The following is a 13,893-nucleotide window of genomic DNA, read 5'->3' on the forward strand; positions in this document are numbered from 1 at the left end:
GGGGGGGGTAGGGATGCCGTCGGCGAGAAGGGCCGCCCCGCCGATCATGGCGGGGATGATGAGCCACTTGGCGCAGCGCTTGACCAGGCTGTAGAGGGCGAAGATGCCGCCCTCGTTGTGGTTGTCGGCCTTCATGGCCACCAGGACGTACTTGACGGTGGTGATGAGGGTCAGGGTCCAGATGATGAGCGAGAGCGCGCCCAGCACCGTGTCGGTCTGCATGCTCGCGAGGCCGCCGTTGTCGGCCATGATGGCCTTGAGGGTGTACATGGGGCTGGTGCCGATGTCTCCGTACACCACGCCCAGGGTCACCAGGACCATTCCGGCGGAGAGGGGAATCCCGGCGCCCCTCGACCTCGGTCGCCTCTTGGGGGTGGTGGCCGAAAGCTTGTCTTGACTCATGACGCTCCATCCGACGAGGACACGCTGCCCGTGGCGCGTCGCGTCCCGGGCAGGGTTGCCACGCACAAGGCGTAGGCAGCCTACCAGATAAGGATAGTTCAAACCGAAGAACTCTAGCACGACCTGGACCGTCGTTGGACGTCGGGACCCCTGCTGTGAAGATGTCGTCTTGAGGTCCGGGTTTGCCCAGGTGAGAGGCTGACTTGCGCAACTCGCCCGCCCCGTGGCCGAGCCGACGCATACAATGGCCGGGAATGAGTGGGAGGCCCCTCTCGCCCGTTGGTGCGAGGCGAGGGGAGCCAGGCATCGGCCCTCGGGCCAGTGAGGAGAAACGATGGCAGAGCAGGACGCCACCAACGCCGCGACCGCGCCGCAGGCGGCCACAAGGATTCCCAAGGACAGCTTCATGACCGTGCCGGCGGACCCCCGCCTGGAGACCCCCCAGTCCGCGACGGCCCGCCTCGCGTGGGACGGCTCGGGCGCGAGCGCCGGCGAGCACATCGACTACGACTGCACGGCCGCCCACCTGGACGTGCGCGCGGACACCGGCGCCCTCATCGGGCGCATGTTCTCGATGACCTACGTGGCGGTGGACGACGAGGGCAGGGCGGACGCCGCCCGTCCCGTGACCTTCGCCTACAACGGCGGTCCCGGCTGCGCGAGCGTGCCCATCAACTTTGGCGGCATCGGGCCCCGCCGCGTGCGCACCGACGGCGTCAGCCACCTTGCCCATCCCATCGTGGTCGAGGACAACCCCTGCACCCTGCTGCGCCAGACCGACCTCGTATTCCTGGACGCCCTGGGCACAGGCTGGTCGAGCGTGGCGGAGGGCGCCGACACCTCCAAGATCTTCGGCGTGGACGGCGACGCGGACGCCTTCGCGCGCGCCATCAGCCAGTGGCTGGAGGAGAACGGCCGCTGGACCAGCCCCGTCTACCTCTTCGGGGAGTCCTACGGCACCGTGCGCAACGCCGTCCTGATGCGCCTCCTGGGCGAGCGCGACGTCAAGCTGGCCGGCGTCACCATGCTCTCGGCCATCTTCGACTGGGTCCAGGTCCAGGAGGGGGAGGACCTCTATCACCTGGGCATGATGCCCACCATGGCCGCGGCGGCGCAGTTCTTTGACAAGGCGGGGCAGGGCGTGGGCGAGGACGAGTGGTTCCAGCGCGCCATGGACTGGGACGAGGACGTGCTGGCTCCGGCGCTCCTGCGCGGCGACCGGCTTGACCCTGCACGCGAGGACGAGGTCGCGCGCCAGATGGGCGAGTTCATCGGACTTCCCGCCGAGCACATCCGCCGCGCGCGCCTGAGGATTACCCTGGACGACTTCCGCCGCAACATCCTGGCCGACGAGGGGAAGGTCTGCGGCCGGCTCGACATGCGCTTCAGCTCGGACGCGCCGGTGGCCGTCCAGTCGAGCAACGCCTGGTTCGCGGGTGAGGACGCGGCCGACGACGCCGTGGAGTCCAGCTGGACCAGCGCCTTCAGGCGCTTCCTCCACGACGAGCTGGGGTATCGCGGCCCGGCGCGCTACCTCTCGAGCAACTACGAGCGCGTGGGAGTCAACTGGAAGTGGACGCACGAGGAGCCCGGCAAGGACGGAGAGAGCTTCGCGCCCAACGTCGCCTACGACATCGCGGTCGCGATGAGGCGCAACCCCCACATGAAGCTGGCGATCTTGGGAGGGCGCTACGACGCGGCGACCAACTACTGGAACGTGGTCCACGACATGAGCTGCCAGTTCCTCTCGTCCGAGCTCAAGGGACAGGTCGAATGGCACCTCTATGGCTGCGGGCACATGGCCTACGTGGACGTGCCCACGCTCGAGGCCATGTCGCGCGACATGGAGGCCTTCTACAAGAGGGCATAGGCGCGCGCGACCCTACGGAGCTCGCGGCGAAGCATGCGGGGGACAGGCCGTTGGCTTGCCCCCGCATGCAGCTGGCGTGAACCCGAAGAGGCAGGGGCTAGGCCAGGGCGGCCCGCTGCCGTCCGGAGGGCCGCCCTGGCCGGCTTCCCTCTGCGAGCCTGCGCTCGATGCTGGCGACGGTCACGAAGGTGTGCCTGCCGATTCGGAACCCATCCAATATCCCGGAGGCGATCATCTGGGTGACCCTGCCCGCCGAGACACCAAGCCTCCTGGCGGCTTCGGCGGCGCTGACGCGCTCGCCGGGCAGGACGTAGGAACCGTCTGTCTGGAAATACACGGCGACAGCCTCGCGTCCGTCGTCAGGGGAGACCTGCCGGGGCTCGGGGACGGGCTCGCCGTGGGCAAGCAGGGACGCGATGTAGGTGGCCATGGCGTCAGCGGCGCTTGCGAGCGCCCTCATGCGCGTGTCGCCATGGCTGAAGCAGCCGGGGAGGTCGGGGACGCTGACGTCATAGCCCCCCTCCTCGTCCTTTTCGAGCACGGTCATGAAGACATAGTCCCTCATCGAACCAACCCCTTCGCTCCCTAGATCCAGCCTGCCGCCTTGGCGATGTTTCGGTACGTGCCGACGGGAATCTCGCGCTTCGCCGTGGGGACGGTGATCATCCATCCTGACCTGCGAAAGATGATGTGACTGCCACGACCCGGCTCGTCGTCCCAACCTTTGCGCCTCAGACGTCTGATCACCTCTCGGACCTCTTGCTCTTTCGGCATTCCCTCTCCCTAACTATAAAGACTTTATAGTTATAGTCAATGGGATCCTAGTTACGTAATACGATATTACATAACTGAAATCAGCATGGAGTTCAGGGAATGGGCGAGAGGGGCGCGCCGGCTCGATCGAGGGCCTAGTACATAGCTCCGAGGGGGCGGGCACGGAGCCCACCACTCTCGTTATGCGAGGGATGCCAGCTCGCGCCTAGTCACATGGTCGCTGTCGGTGCCCTGGCCATGCCGCATGGGCGACGTCCTGACTGGTTGCCATGCGCGGGGTCCCTCGCGTCAGGTCGCTCCTATGGGCCGACGGCCCTACGCGCGCGACTCCGTGGCGACGCGCCGCAGAACGTAGCAGTGGTGCACCTTCTGGTTGCGCGAGAAGTCCTCGGGGATGGTCTGCGTGGTCACGTCCTCGAGCTCCACGCCATAGCGGCGGAGCTTCTCCACGTCGGGCCTGAAGTCGCGCAGGTTGCAGCAGAAGACGGCACGGCCGTTCCTGGTCAGGATGCGGCTCAGGCCTATGAGCAGCTCGGCATGGTCGCGCTGCACGTCCCAGCTCCCGCGCATGCGGTTGGAGTTCGAGAAGGTGGGCACGTCGCAGAAGACGAGGTCCCAGCGGTTCGCGGTGCGTCTCTGCTCGCTCACCCACCCTATGACGTCCGCCTGGACGAACTCGTGCTCCGGCCCGTCGAAGCCATTGCGCTCCATGTTGCGGCGAGCCCAGTCAAGCGAGGGGCGGCTCATGTCCACGGTCGTGGTGTGCTTGGCGCCCCCGTCCGCTGCGTAGCAGGTGGNTGTGTATAAGAGACAGAGTCGGGCCTGAGGGGCGCGATGCTCGCGCGCGGCGAACGCGCGGCCTCGTATCCGCGGCGGAAGAGCGCCTCTCCGCTGAGGTCTATGCCCACGGTCGCGCGCTCACGTGAGACGCGCACCACCACGCGGAGGTCTGGGTGTGAGGTATCGACGTCAGGTCGTGCCCCGGTGCGCGTGAGCATGCGGTCGACGATGGCGTCCTTTGCCCTGACCGCCACGAACTGGGTGTTCCTGAGCTGGGAGTTGGTGCCGTGGGCGTCCACGGCCACGGTCGAGCTGGGGAGGAGCTGCTCCTCCCAGGGAATCTCGGAGATACCCTGATAGAGCGCGTCGGCATCGCGCGCGCTCACACGGGCGAGGACCAGCACGACGCGGGAGGCGATGCGGGACCAGAGGCAGGCGCGGTAGGCGTCCTCGAGGTCGCCCACGAAGCCGACCTGGCCCCTGAGGGGGCGCAGCTGCTGGATTCGCAGGCCAGAGAGCTCGTCGGCGAGCAGCTGCTCGAAGCCGGAGGGGCAGCTCGCGAAGAACTCGAGGCCTCCGGTTGTCTCGCGGCGCACGTCGCCTTCGTCGGGGACTTCTGTGGCTGTCTGGGTGGTGGGGCCTGGCTCGGCGTTCATCGGGTCACCTTTCGCCCGTGGAATGTAGGTGCGAACCATGATAGCTGGGCTCCTCTCGCCGTTCTGGGAATCGTCGGGTGCTCCCCAAAGCCACACGCCCCGTCACGCCGGGAGGCTGGTGCGCAGGCTGGGGCCAGATTGCGCACGAAATTCTCCCGAGCTGGGAAAACGTGAGATTGCGCGCAGGCTGTTCGTGGCTTGCGCGCCGCAGACGAGACTCCGGGGCCATTGCCGCGCAGGTCGCTTGCGGTTTGCGCGCGAATCTCTGCTGGGCTGGGGAAAGGCCGAGACCCGCGCAGTCTGTCCGCGGTTTGCGCGGCACGCACCTGCCGTCTCTCGCTCCGCTCCCCGCCCGCGGTATGCGCCGCCCCTCTGGCGCGGCCGCGACCCCGGAGGTGCCCACCAACGACTACCATGATGGGCAAGGTACATATAGGGCGCGAGAGCGCAGCAGGTCGACCCAAAGGAGAAGCACATGGACAAGGACACGCAGGCCAAGGTCCAGCTTTGGAGGGAGAAGGTCAGCGAGCCTGACCTCAAGGCCGAGCTCGAGGGGCTGGCATCCGACGACGAGGCCCTGAACGACGCCTTCTACCGCGACCTCGCCTTTGGCACCGCGGGTCTGCGCGGCGTCCTGGGCGTGGGCACCAACCGAATGAACGTCTATGTCGTTGCCCAGGCGACCCAGGGTGTGGCGGACTCCCTCAACGCCCACTACGACAAGCCCACGCTCGCGCTCGCCCGTGACTCCCGCCTCAAGGGGGAGGACTTCCAGAAGGTCGCGGCGGGCGTCCTTGCCGCCAATGGCATCCACGTGTACGTCTACCCCCGCATCGAGCCCGTCCCCACGCTCTCGTTCGCGGTGCGTTACCTGCACACCTCTGCCGGCATTGTGCTCACGGCCTCCCACAACCCCGCGCAGTACAACGGCTACAAGGTCTACAACGACAACGGTGGCCAGATCACCGACGAGGCAGCGGACGAGATCAGCGCCAACATCGCCAAGGTCGATCCCTTCGAGGACGTCAAGCGCATGGACTTCGAGGAGGGCCTGGCCAAGGGTCTGATCGAGTGGACCCCCGAGGAGGTCCTGGACTCCTTCATCCAGAGCATCAAGAAGGTCTCGGTCCCCGGTTTCAAGGCGGACGAGAGCTACTCTGTGGTCTACACCCCGCTCAACGGCACGGGCATGGAGTGCGTCACGCGCATTCTCAAGGAGATCGGCGTCGAGAACGTGACCGTCGTCCCGGAGCAGGCCGAGCCAGACGGGAACTTCCCCACCTGCAAGTACCCCAACCCCGAGTTCCGCGAGGCGCTCGAGCTCGGCCTGAAGCTCGCCGACGAGGTCAAGCCCAACCTCCTGGTCGCCACCGACCCCGACGCCGACCGCATGGGCACCGCCATCCCGCACGACGGCGAGTACAAGCTGCTTTCGGGCAACGAGATGGGCGTCCTGCTCATGGACTGGCTCGCCAACATGGCCGAGTCCAACGGCGAGGACGTCGCGCGCAAGGTCGCGGTCACCACCATCGTCTCGTCCGCGATGCCCGACGCCCTCGCGCGCGACAAGGGCTTCGAGCTCAGGCGCGTGCTCACCGGCTTCAAGTACATCGGCGACCAGATCGACCAGCTCAAGGACGAGGGCGAGGAGGACCGCTACCTCATGGGCTTCGAGGAGTCCTACGGCTACCTCGTGGGCACCCATGCCCGCGACAAGGACGCCATCGTCGCGGTCGAGATGTGCGTCGAGATGGCGTCCGACTACGCGTCCCGCGGCATGGACCTCTACGAGGCCATGGAGGCCCTGTACCAGAGGTATGGCTACTACCTCAACGGCACGGTCAACGCCGCCTTCCCCGGTGCCGCCGGGGCGCAGAAGATGGCGGGCATCATGCAGGGCCTGCGTGACAACCCACCGGCGGAGATCGGCGGCCTCAAGGTCGTGGGCATGACCGACTACGCCACCGGCGCCCAGATGCCGCGCGTCTCTGGCCTGCAGAAGGAGGAGGCGCAGGTGCTGCCTCCCGCCAACGTGATCGAGTTCCGCCTGGAGGACGACAACAAGGTCATCTTCCGTCCCTCGGGGACCGAGCCCAAGGTCAAGGCCTACCTCTTCTCCAAGGGTGCCACGCGCGCCGAGTCCGAGGCCGTGAGGGACAAGCTCCAGGCGGCCTCCGAGGCGCTCCTCTCGTAGTAGGACGCAGGAAGCCATCGTCAGACCTGCCTGAGGGATGGCGTCGAGCAGCTTGTGTGTGGGGCCGGGTCGCCTGGTTGGTGGCCCGGCCCCTCGTTGGCTGTGGCCAGGGCACCGTCGGGCACGGTCCCCCTGGTGCGGCTCCCCATTGCTGCCACGCATGAGGATGCCCCGGGCGAGAGGTGAGTCCCCCTCGCCCGGGGCATGGGCCAGAACGTTCGTGGGACTACTTGCCGGAGGAGTTGCCCTCCGTCGCGGACGACCCGCCGTCGTAGCTGAGGGCGTAGAAGACCGAGGAGTTGGAGCCGATGGTCCCGGCCGCCCAGCCGTGCGAGGAGGCCTGCTTGGAGCTGGGGTCGCGCAGGATGACCGAGCCGTCCTGGTTGGTGCCCACGACGACGGCCCAGTGGACGTAGGGGCTGTCGAAGTTCGCTGCGAGCTGGACGATGACCGCGACCTCCTGGCCGTCCGCGAGGATGGTGGAGAGGTTCTCTCCCGAGGCCGTGTACTCGTGCAGGGTGAGCCCCAGCTTCTGGGCCTCGCTCGCGAAGAAGTCGGTCTTGGTCGCGATGTCCTCGTTGGTGGCGTAGCTGCCGCTCGTCGCGTCGGCAGCGAGGTCGGCGGGGGTCTTGTCGGACTTGCCCGTGAGGCCCATGTAGGCGATGGCGAGGGAGGTCGGTCCCGAGCCGTTGACGCCGATGTTGCTGCCCGCGTAGTCCACGAAGCCCCAGCGGATGTCCCAGTCGTAGAGCTCGGGGAACGTGCCCTGGGTGACGCTGTCCTGGTAGGCCTGGGCGCTCTTCTCGGCCGTGGGGACCGCCGTCACGAAGTCGATGGCGTCGGGCTCGAGGAGGGCCAGCTCGCAGAGTCGCTCGTCCGGGTACTTGTTGGCGTTGGCCGCTATCTGGGCGATCTTCTCGCCGTGGTCGAGGGCGGTCGAGAACTTGGCCGTGAGGTCGTCGCTCGCGCCGGCGGCCACGCGCGAGTCGAGGGAGTTGCCCCCCTCCGCCTGCGAGGTTTGGTCGCCCTGGTCGGGCTGTGCGGGGGAGGAGCAGCTCCTGACGCAGCTCGAGACCCCCACCACGAGGGCGAGGATGACGACGAGCCCGGCGAGGAGCAGGAGGAGCGAGCGATTGTTGAGGCCGTGGCGACCCAGCAGCCCTCCCGAGCCGCGCTCGAAGCCTATGCGGTGCGGCTTGAGCGAGTAGCCCGTGTCATGGCCCGCGATGGAGCGGTAGTTGCGCTCGCTGCGGTAGCGACCCTGGTTCCTCTGGCTGGGGTGGGACGTGCCCTTGAGGGTGCGCCCCTGCCTGGAGCGCGAGTAGTCCCTGCTGTTGGTTGACCCGTAGCGCTGCTCGCTCTGCCGCTGGGCGGCGGACCTGGCCGAGTGGCCCGAGGAGCCGCGGCGTCGTCTTGGGTCTGGGGAGTTGGCCATTTCGATTCCTCCGTAGCACTCTGGCGGACGCGCCCGGAACGTGCGCAATCGCACCACGTGCATCACATATTACGGCAGGCTGTCAGAACGGGTGCCAGGGGAGCGGCTAACGGAGGCCTGGCCAGGCAAGGTGCTAGTATCCTGGTCCCATGGGTCGGCGGCGCTGCGGCTGACGGTGCTGCCTGGGTCGCGTTGGGAAGGGCGTCGCGTGGCCACCGCGCCGGTAAGGAGATGGCCTGCGCATATCGAAGCACCTTGTGCGTTTAGCCAATACTTCTTGACTTTTATTTACATACTGGAGCACAGTAAACATGTTTGTGAGAAAACCTTATCGCATATGCGTAAAGGGTGAGAATCGCGTCGCTCGTCGACGCATGCATATTGGGAGGACGAGTAGTGGTCAAGAGGCGTAACAACAGGCAGGACGCCATCAGGGACATCGTGAGGGGCAAGTCGATCCGCACCCAACGGGCGCTGGTGGATGAGCTTCAGTCCATCGGCTACAACTGCACTCAGGCGACGGTCTCGCGCGACATCGCGGACATGGGGTTGCGCAAGCTCGCGGAGGGCATCTACGTGCTGGCCGAGGACCTTCACCTGCAGCGCATGGTCTCCGAGTTCGTGAGCGACGTGGAGAGGGCTGGCAACCTCGTGGTCATCAAGTCGCAGCCCGGCACCGCCCCTGGTGTCGCCGCCGCAGTCGACGCCGCCGCGCTTCCCGAGGTCAAGGGCTCCGTTGCCGGCAATGACACCGTCTTGGTCGTCTCGGGCAGCGAGGATGCCGCGAAGGACCTGGTCAACCTGGTCAGCAAGCTGAGGGACACGCACAACAAGTAGGAAAGGGCGCACCTCTCGCTCGCATCTTTTGCCATAGAAAGCGGCTTGCCCCCGGCACGCGCACTTCCGGCGCCGGGGGCAAGCGTGTCTTGCGGCAATGTGCGTGGGGAAGGTGCCTACTCAGTCGTCGATCCGCCTCCGCCCGCCGTCTCGGCCGGGGGCGTGGACTCGCCCGTGCCGGACGTCCCGCCCGTCGACGCGCCGGACGTCCCGCCCGTCGACGCGCCGGGCGTAGCCTGTGTGCCGCCTCCGGACTCGGACTCGTCACGGGTGCGTTCGCGAGTCTGCCTCTGGGTCTCCTCGTCGACCTGGGTCTCCTCCTCGTCGTCCTCGACGGTCTCGTAGTAGTAATAGTTGCCGTTCGTGTACTCGTTGGTCTTGCTGAACTTCCAGGAGCTGTTCTCCTTGTAGGTGGGGCTGGTCGTGACGCTGGGGAACTCCGCCCGGTCGACGCCGTCGAGGGCCTGGTTCACGAAGCTCACGAAGATGGGCACGGCGGTGTTGTAGGGGTGGCCGTAGGAGCCGCCCACGATGACGGGGGCCTCTTCCTGGTAGCCGCACCACACGGCGACGGAGAGCTGCGGGGTGATGCCGCAGAACCAGAGGTCGCGGTAGTTCTCGGAAGTGCCGGTCTTGCCGCCCACGGGCTGGTTGGCACTCATGGTGTAGCCCACCACGCTCGCCGTGCCGCCGCTGCGCGTGACGCCCTGGGTCACCTTGCGGATGTCCTGGGCCACGGAGGGCTCGATGACCTGCGTGGGGCTGTCCTGGTGCTCGTAGACTGTGTTGCCGTTGCGGTCCTCTATCTTGGTGATGGCGATGGCGTCGCGATGCACGCCGCCGGAGGCGATGGTCGCGTAGGCCTCGGCCATCTGCACGGGGGGCACGCCCTCGGTGCCCAGGGTGATCGACTCGTAGGCGGGAAGGTCGACGTCAATGCCCATGGCCTTGGCCATGCTGACCACCTTGTCCGCGCCGACGGCTTCGATGACCTGCACGAAGCCCGTGTTGGACGAGATGGCGAAGGCGTTGGCGAGGCTCAGGGTGCCGTAGCTCTCGTTGCCGAAGTTCTGGACCTTCCAGGTGGGGGTGAACTGCATGGGGGAGTTGCAGTTGATGAGCACGCTGGGGTTCATGCCCGCGTTGAGCGCCGCCGCCAGCGTGAAGATCTTGAAGCTGGAGCCCGGCTGCCTGCGAGCCTGCGTGGCCAGGTTGAACTGGTTCTCCGAGTAGTCCCGGCCGCCCACCATGGCGACGATGTAGCCGGTGCTGGGGTCCACGGCACAGAGTGCGGCGTCGAGGCGGTCGTTCCCGATGGACTCGAGACGGCTCTGGACGGCATCCTCGGCCGCCGCCTGCTTGCTGGGGTCGAGGGTGGTGTAGACCTTGAGGCCGCCCTGCATGACGGTGTCCTGGTCGAAGTCCTCAAGGAGCAGCTGCTTCACGTAGTCGGTGAAGTAGGGGTAGTTCGCCGCGGCCTCGGAGAAGCTGCCCTCGTTGAGGGTGAGCTCCTCGGAAACGGCGGCGTCGTGGTCCTCCTGGCTGATGTCGCCCTCGTTGAGCATGTGGTCCAGGACCGTGTTGCGCCGGGCCGTCGCCGCCTCGGGGTTCGAGAAGGGGTCGTAGGCGGAGGGGGACTGGGGGAGGCCGGCCAGCGTTGCCGCCTCGGCCAGGGTCAGGTCGCTCGCGTGCTTGTTGAAGTAGGTGGTGGACGCCGCCTCGATGCCGTACGCGCTGTGGCCGTAGTAGATTGTGTTGAGGTACATGTTCAGGATCTGGTCCTTGCTGTACATCTTCTCCATCTGGATGGCGATGTACGCCTCGCGGACCTTGCGCTTGATCGTCTGCTCGAACTGCTCGTCAGAGAGGACGGTGTTGCGGACGAGCTGCTGGGTGATGGTGGAGGCGCCCTCGGAGCCACCGCCGAGCTGGGCCACGACCGCGCGCAGGATGCCCTGGGGGTCCACTCCGTTGTGCTGGTAGAAGCGGCGGTCCTCGGTGTCGACCGTGGCCTGGAGGACGTACTTCGAGATCTGGTCGAGGTCGACGCTCCTACGGTTCTGCAGGTAGTACTCGGCGATGGTGGAGCCGTCCGCGGCGTAGACCGTGGTGGGCTCGGCGACCAGGTAGGCGTTGGCCGAGGAGTAGTCGGGCAGGCTCTGGAGCCAGTTGCTCACCATGGCGCCGAGAGAGATCGCCAGCGTCACGAACAGCAGGGCGATGAAGCCGAAGACCCCGGCGATGCCAAACCCCACCACGTGGGTGCGGGAGTGCATGTGGGCCCTGCGGGTGCGAATTCCCATGTATTCCTCCTCCAAGGAAACAGTCACTCCCAAATTATATGCCGAGTTGACAAAGCGTTTTGGGATGGGTCCTACCCTCGACCCGGATACCATGGGGCAGACCGAGGCCTAGACTGGACGCGACGTCCCGAGAGTGCCCACGGGCGAGAGGAGCCCCAGACATGCCCCGACCAGCCTCCATGGCGCTCGCCCTCGTCCTCCTTGCCGTGCTTGCGGTGTGCGGCTTCGCGCTCTACATTGCCTCGACCATCGCACGCCCCCACGGGAACAGCCTGACAGAGGAGCGCCGATGGGAGCAGGACCACGGGCTCTGGGGAGACTTCGAATCGCTGGAGAGGACGGCGTACGTCGCGCCCGGCAAGGACGGCTACGAGCTCCACTGCGAGCTCGTGAGCGCGCCCGAGCCCAGCGACCGCTACGTGATCATCTCGCATGGGTTCAGGGCCAATCGCTACGGTGCCGCGAAGTACGTCGGTGCCGGGGGAGCCTCGGCTACAACTGCATCGTCTATGACCTACGCGCCCACAGAGAGAACGCACCTGCCACCTGCACCCTGGGCAAGGCCGAGTCGGAGGACCTCCTGACGCTCGTGGCGGACGCCCGCGAGCGCTTCGGCGAGGACATCACCCTGGGGCTCATGGGGGAGTCTATGGGGAGCGCCACCACGCTCTGTGCCCTGGGGTCGAGGCCGAAGGTCGACTTCGCCGTGGCGGACTGCCCCTTCGCCAACCTGCGCGAACTCCTCCGATCCGGCTACGACCAGGCGCGCGTGGGTCCGCTCCTGCCCGTGGTGGACGCAGCCTGTCGCCTGCGCTATGGCTTCGAGCTCGCCGAGACGAGCCCCGTCTCGGCGCTCGCGGGCAACCGCGTCCCCCTCTGCCTCATCCACGGGGAGGACGACGCCCTCATCCCACCCTCCAACAGCGAACGCTTGCGCGACGCGACCGCGGGTTACGTCGAGCTGCACCTGGTCCCGGGAGCGGGCCATGCCGAGTCGCGCGAGGCGCTGGGCCAGGAGGGATACGCCCAGATCCTCTCCGCATTCCTCTCCCGCGCAGGCGTCTAGGACTTCCGCCGACTACGTCGAACGCGCCGCACTTACGTCCGACTACGTCGAATGCGCGGCCTTTAAGCCCGACTACGTCGAACGCGCCGCACTTACGTCCGACTACGTCGAATGCGCGGCCTTTAAGCCCGACTACGTCGAACGCGTCTAATGCCGTCGCGTTTGCCCAGTTGCCAGAGGGCGGAGAGACGTATCGGACGTATTCGCGCAGAATCGAGACGCGTCGGACGTATTCGCGCAGAATCGAGACGCGTCGGACGTAGTCACGCGTGAGAAAGACACGTCGGACGTAGTCACGCGTGAGAAAGTCGCGCAGGACGTTGCCGCGGGCGGGCGACGTGCGATCGGCATGTGCGCGGGCGATGCGACTAGAACGCGGAGAGGTAGATCGCCCGGGCGTCGTCCATGTCGAGCGGCCTGACCTCTCCGAAGACCGGGCCCTTGTTCTGGGCCAGGGTGCGAACCCAGGCGTCGACGTTGGAAGGCGAGAGGCCCAGCTCGCCCAAGGTGCGCGGCATTCCCAGCTGGGTGAGGAAGTCCTCGAGCGCGTCGATGCCCGCCAGGACGGCGCGCTCCCGTGCCGCATCGCTGTCGTCGTCCGGCTCGATTCCGAAGACCCCTCGGGCGAAGGAGAGGAAGGGCTGCGGGTTGGAGCGCCAGGCAAAGCGCATCCAGGCGGGGAGGATGACCGCCAGGCCGGCGCCGTGGGCCACCTCGGGGTGATGGGCCGATATCTCGTGCTCGAGGCCGTGGCTCTCCCAGCCGCCCGCACGTCTGCCGGCGGCAGGCCCCCTTCCGCAGCCGCAGAGGTCGTTGTGCGCCAGGCTGCCCGCCCACATGAGCGTGGCGCGGGCGTCGTAGTCGTCGGGCCGCCCGTGCACCACGCGCGCCGCGCCCATGATCGCGCGGATGATGCCGTGGGCGACGTTGTCGGTCACGGGGACGGGTCCGGCGTTGCTGAAGAGCCGTTCGCAGACGTGGCAGATCATGTCGGTCACGCCCGCAGCGGTCTGGTAGGGAGGGAGCCCGAAGGTCAGCTCGGGGTCCATGACCGCCACGCGCGGGCGCAGGGCATCGGAGCTCGTGCCCTTCTTGACCTGCAGCTCGTCGTTGCTGATGACGCAGGAGGCGGAACCCTCGGAGCCGGCGGCGGGGATGGTGAGCGCCACGGCGACGGGGAGGCAGGCGCCGACCTTCGCCTTCCCGCAGAAGAAGTCCCACACGTCGCCCTGGTAGGGCACGCCGAAGGCTATGGCCTTGGAGCTGTCGATCACCGACCCGCCGCCCAGGGCGAGCACCAGGTCAACGCCCTGGGCACGGGCGAGCTCGATGCCTTCGCGCACGAGGGAGACCTCGGGGTTGGGACGCACGCCTCCCAGCTCGTCGAAGTCGACGCCTGCCGCGGCGAGGGAGGCTCGGACGCGGTCGAGCGCGCCGGAGCGCGCGGCGGATCCGCCACCATACACCAGGAGCGCGCGTCTTGCGCCAAGCCCCCTGACCTCCTCGCCCACGCGGTCGACGAAGCCGCGGCCAAAGACGAAGCGGGTGGGTGACTGGAAGATGAAGTCGTTCATGC

12 protein-coding genes and 1 pseudogene are annotated in these 13,893 nt (G+C 67.2%); 5 read left to right on the top strand and 8 right to left on the bottom strand.

The annotated features are described in order from the left end of the window. A partial coding sequence (locus BQ7388_RS04180; protein ID WP_200781424.1) for a KUP/HAK/KT family potassium transporter occupies nt 1–402 on the bottom strand: 402 nt, incomplete at its 3' end. A 334-nt stretch (nt 403–736) separates the two neighbouring features. Here BQ7388_RS04180 and BQ7388_RS04185 point away from each other — a divergent pair. Continuing rightward, complete coding sequence (locus BQ7388_RS04185; protein ID WP_062529825.1) at nt 737–2,272, top strand: S10 family peptidase; 1,536 nt, start codon at nt 737–739, stop codon at nt 2,270–2,272. 97 nt (nt 2,273–2,369) lie between these two features. On the opposite strand, the gene BQ7388_RS04190 is transcribed toward BQ7388_RS04185, so the two are convergent. The 4 genes and pseudogenes from BQ7388_RS04190 to BQ7388_RS13455 all read right to left on the bottom strand — a co-directional run. Further along, nucleotides 2,370–2,837, bottom strand: coding sequence for a type II toxin-antitoxin system HicB family antitoxin (locus BQ7388_RS04190; protein WP_062529827.1), 468 nt, complete (start codon nt 2,835–2,837; stop codon nt 2,370–2,372). A gap of 20 nt (nt 2,838–2,857) precedes the next feature. Beyond that, nucleotides 2,858–3,046 carry a type II toxin-antitoxin system HicA family toxin gene (locus BQ7388_RS04195; RefSeq protein WP_062529829.1) on the bottom strand — a complete coding sequence of 63 codons (189 nt, stop codon included), beginning with the start codon at nt 3,044–3,046 and terminating at the stop codon, nt 2,858–2,860. Nucleotides 3,047–3,361: 315 nt separating this feature from the next. Then, nucleotides 3,362–3,913, bottom strand: coding sequence for a class I SAM-dependent methyltransferase (locus tag BQ7388_RS13450; protein ID WP_407668492.1), 552 nt, complete (start codon nt 3,911–3,913; stop codon nt 3,362–3,364). 89 nt (nt 3,914–4,002) lie between these two features. Then, a pseudogene (locus BQ7388_RS13455) lies at nt 4,003–4,521 on the bottom strand (THUMP domain-containing protein); the annotation flags it as partial. Between the two features lie 436 nt (nt 4,522–4,957). On the opposite strand from BQ7388_RS13455, the gene BQ7388_RS04210 reads away from it, so the two are divergent. Beyond that, nucleotides 4,958–6,676, top strand: coding sequence for a phospho-sugar mutase (locus BQ7388_RS04210; protein ID WP_072499849.1), 1,719 nt, complete (start codon nt 4,958–4,960; stop codon nt 6,674–6,676). Between the two features lie 226 nt (nt 6,677–6,902). Here BQ7388_RS04210 and BQ7388_RS04215 read toward each other — a convergent pair whose 3' ends face one another. Then, nucleotides 6,903–8,111 (bottom strand): cysteine peptidase family C39 domain-containing protein, encoded by a 1,209-nt coding sequence (locus tag BQ7388_RS04215; RefSeq protein ID WP_083558256.1) that lies wholly within the window; start codon nt 8,109–8,111, stop codon nt 6,903–6,905. Nucleotides 8,112–8,507: 396 nt separating this feature from the next. Here BQ7388_RS04215 and BQ7388_RS04220 point away from each other — a divergent pair, with 396 nt between their 5' ends. Further along, nucleotides 8,508–8,948 (top strand): arginine repressor, encoded by a 441-nt coding sequence (locus BQ7388_RS04220; protein WP_009279636.1) that lies wholly within the window; start codon nt 8,508–8,510, stop codon nt 8,946–8,948. Nucleotides 8,949–9,064: 116 nt separating this feature from the next. On the opposite strand, the gene BQ7388_RS04225 is transcribed toward BQ7388_RS04220, so the two are convergent. Further along, on the bottom strand, nt 9,065–11,251 hold the full coding sequence (locus BQ7388_RS04225; RefSeq protein ID WP_072499850.1) for a transglycosylase domain-containing protein: 2,187 nt from the start codon (nt 11,249–11,251) through the stop codon (nt 9,065–9,067). Between the two features lie 161 nt (nt 11,252–11,412). Between BQ7388_RS04225 and BQ7388_RS12625 the strand changes: the two genes are divergently transcribed. Both BQ7388_RS12625 and BQ7388_RS12630 read left to right on the top strand, forming a co-directional pair. Continuing rightward, a complete protein-coding gene (locus BQ7388_RS12625; protein ID WP_200781425.1) occupies nt 11,413–11,835 on the top strand; it encodes a hypothetical protein in 423 nt (140 codons plus the stop codon). Between the two features lie 5 nt (nt 11,836–11,840). After that, nucleotides 11,841–12,317: an alpha/beta hydrolase gene (locus BQ7388_RS12630; protein WP_197414918.1), complete on the top strand. Its 477-nt coding sequence runs from the start codon at nt 11,841–11,843 to the stop codon at nt 12,315–12,317. A 368-nt stretch (nt 12,318–12,685) separates the two neighbouring features. Here the strand turns inward: BQ7388_RS12630 and BQ7388_RS04235 are convergent, their stop codons facing one another. After that, nucleotides 12,686–13,891, bottom strand: coding sequence for an iron-containing alcohol dehydrogenase (locus tag BQ7388_RS04235; protein WP_072499851.1), 1,206 nt, complete (start codon nt 13,889–13,891; stop codon nt 12,686–12,688). Between the last annotated feature and the right edge of the window lie 2 nt (nt 13,892–13,893).

This window comes from Olsenella phocaeensis (genome assembly GCF_900120385.1).
Taxonomy (GTDB): domain Bacteria; phylum Actinomycetota; class Coriobacteriia; order Coriobacteriales; family Atopobiaceae; genus Olsenella_I; species Olsenella_I phocaeensis.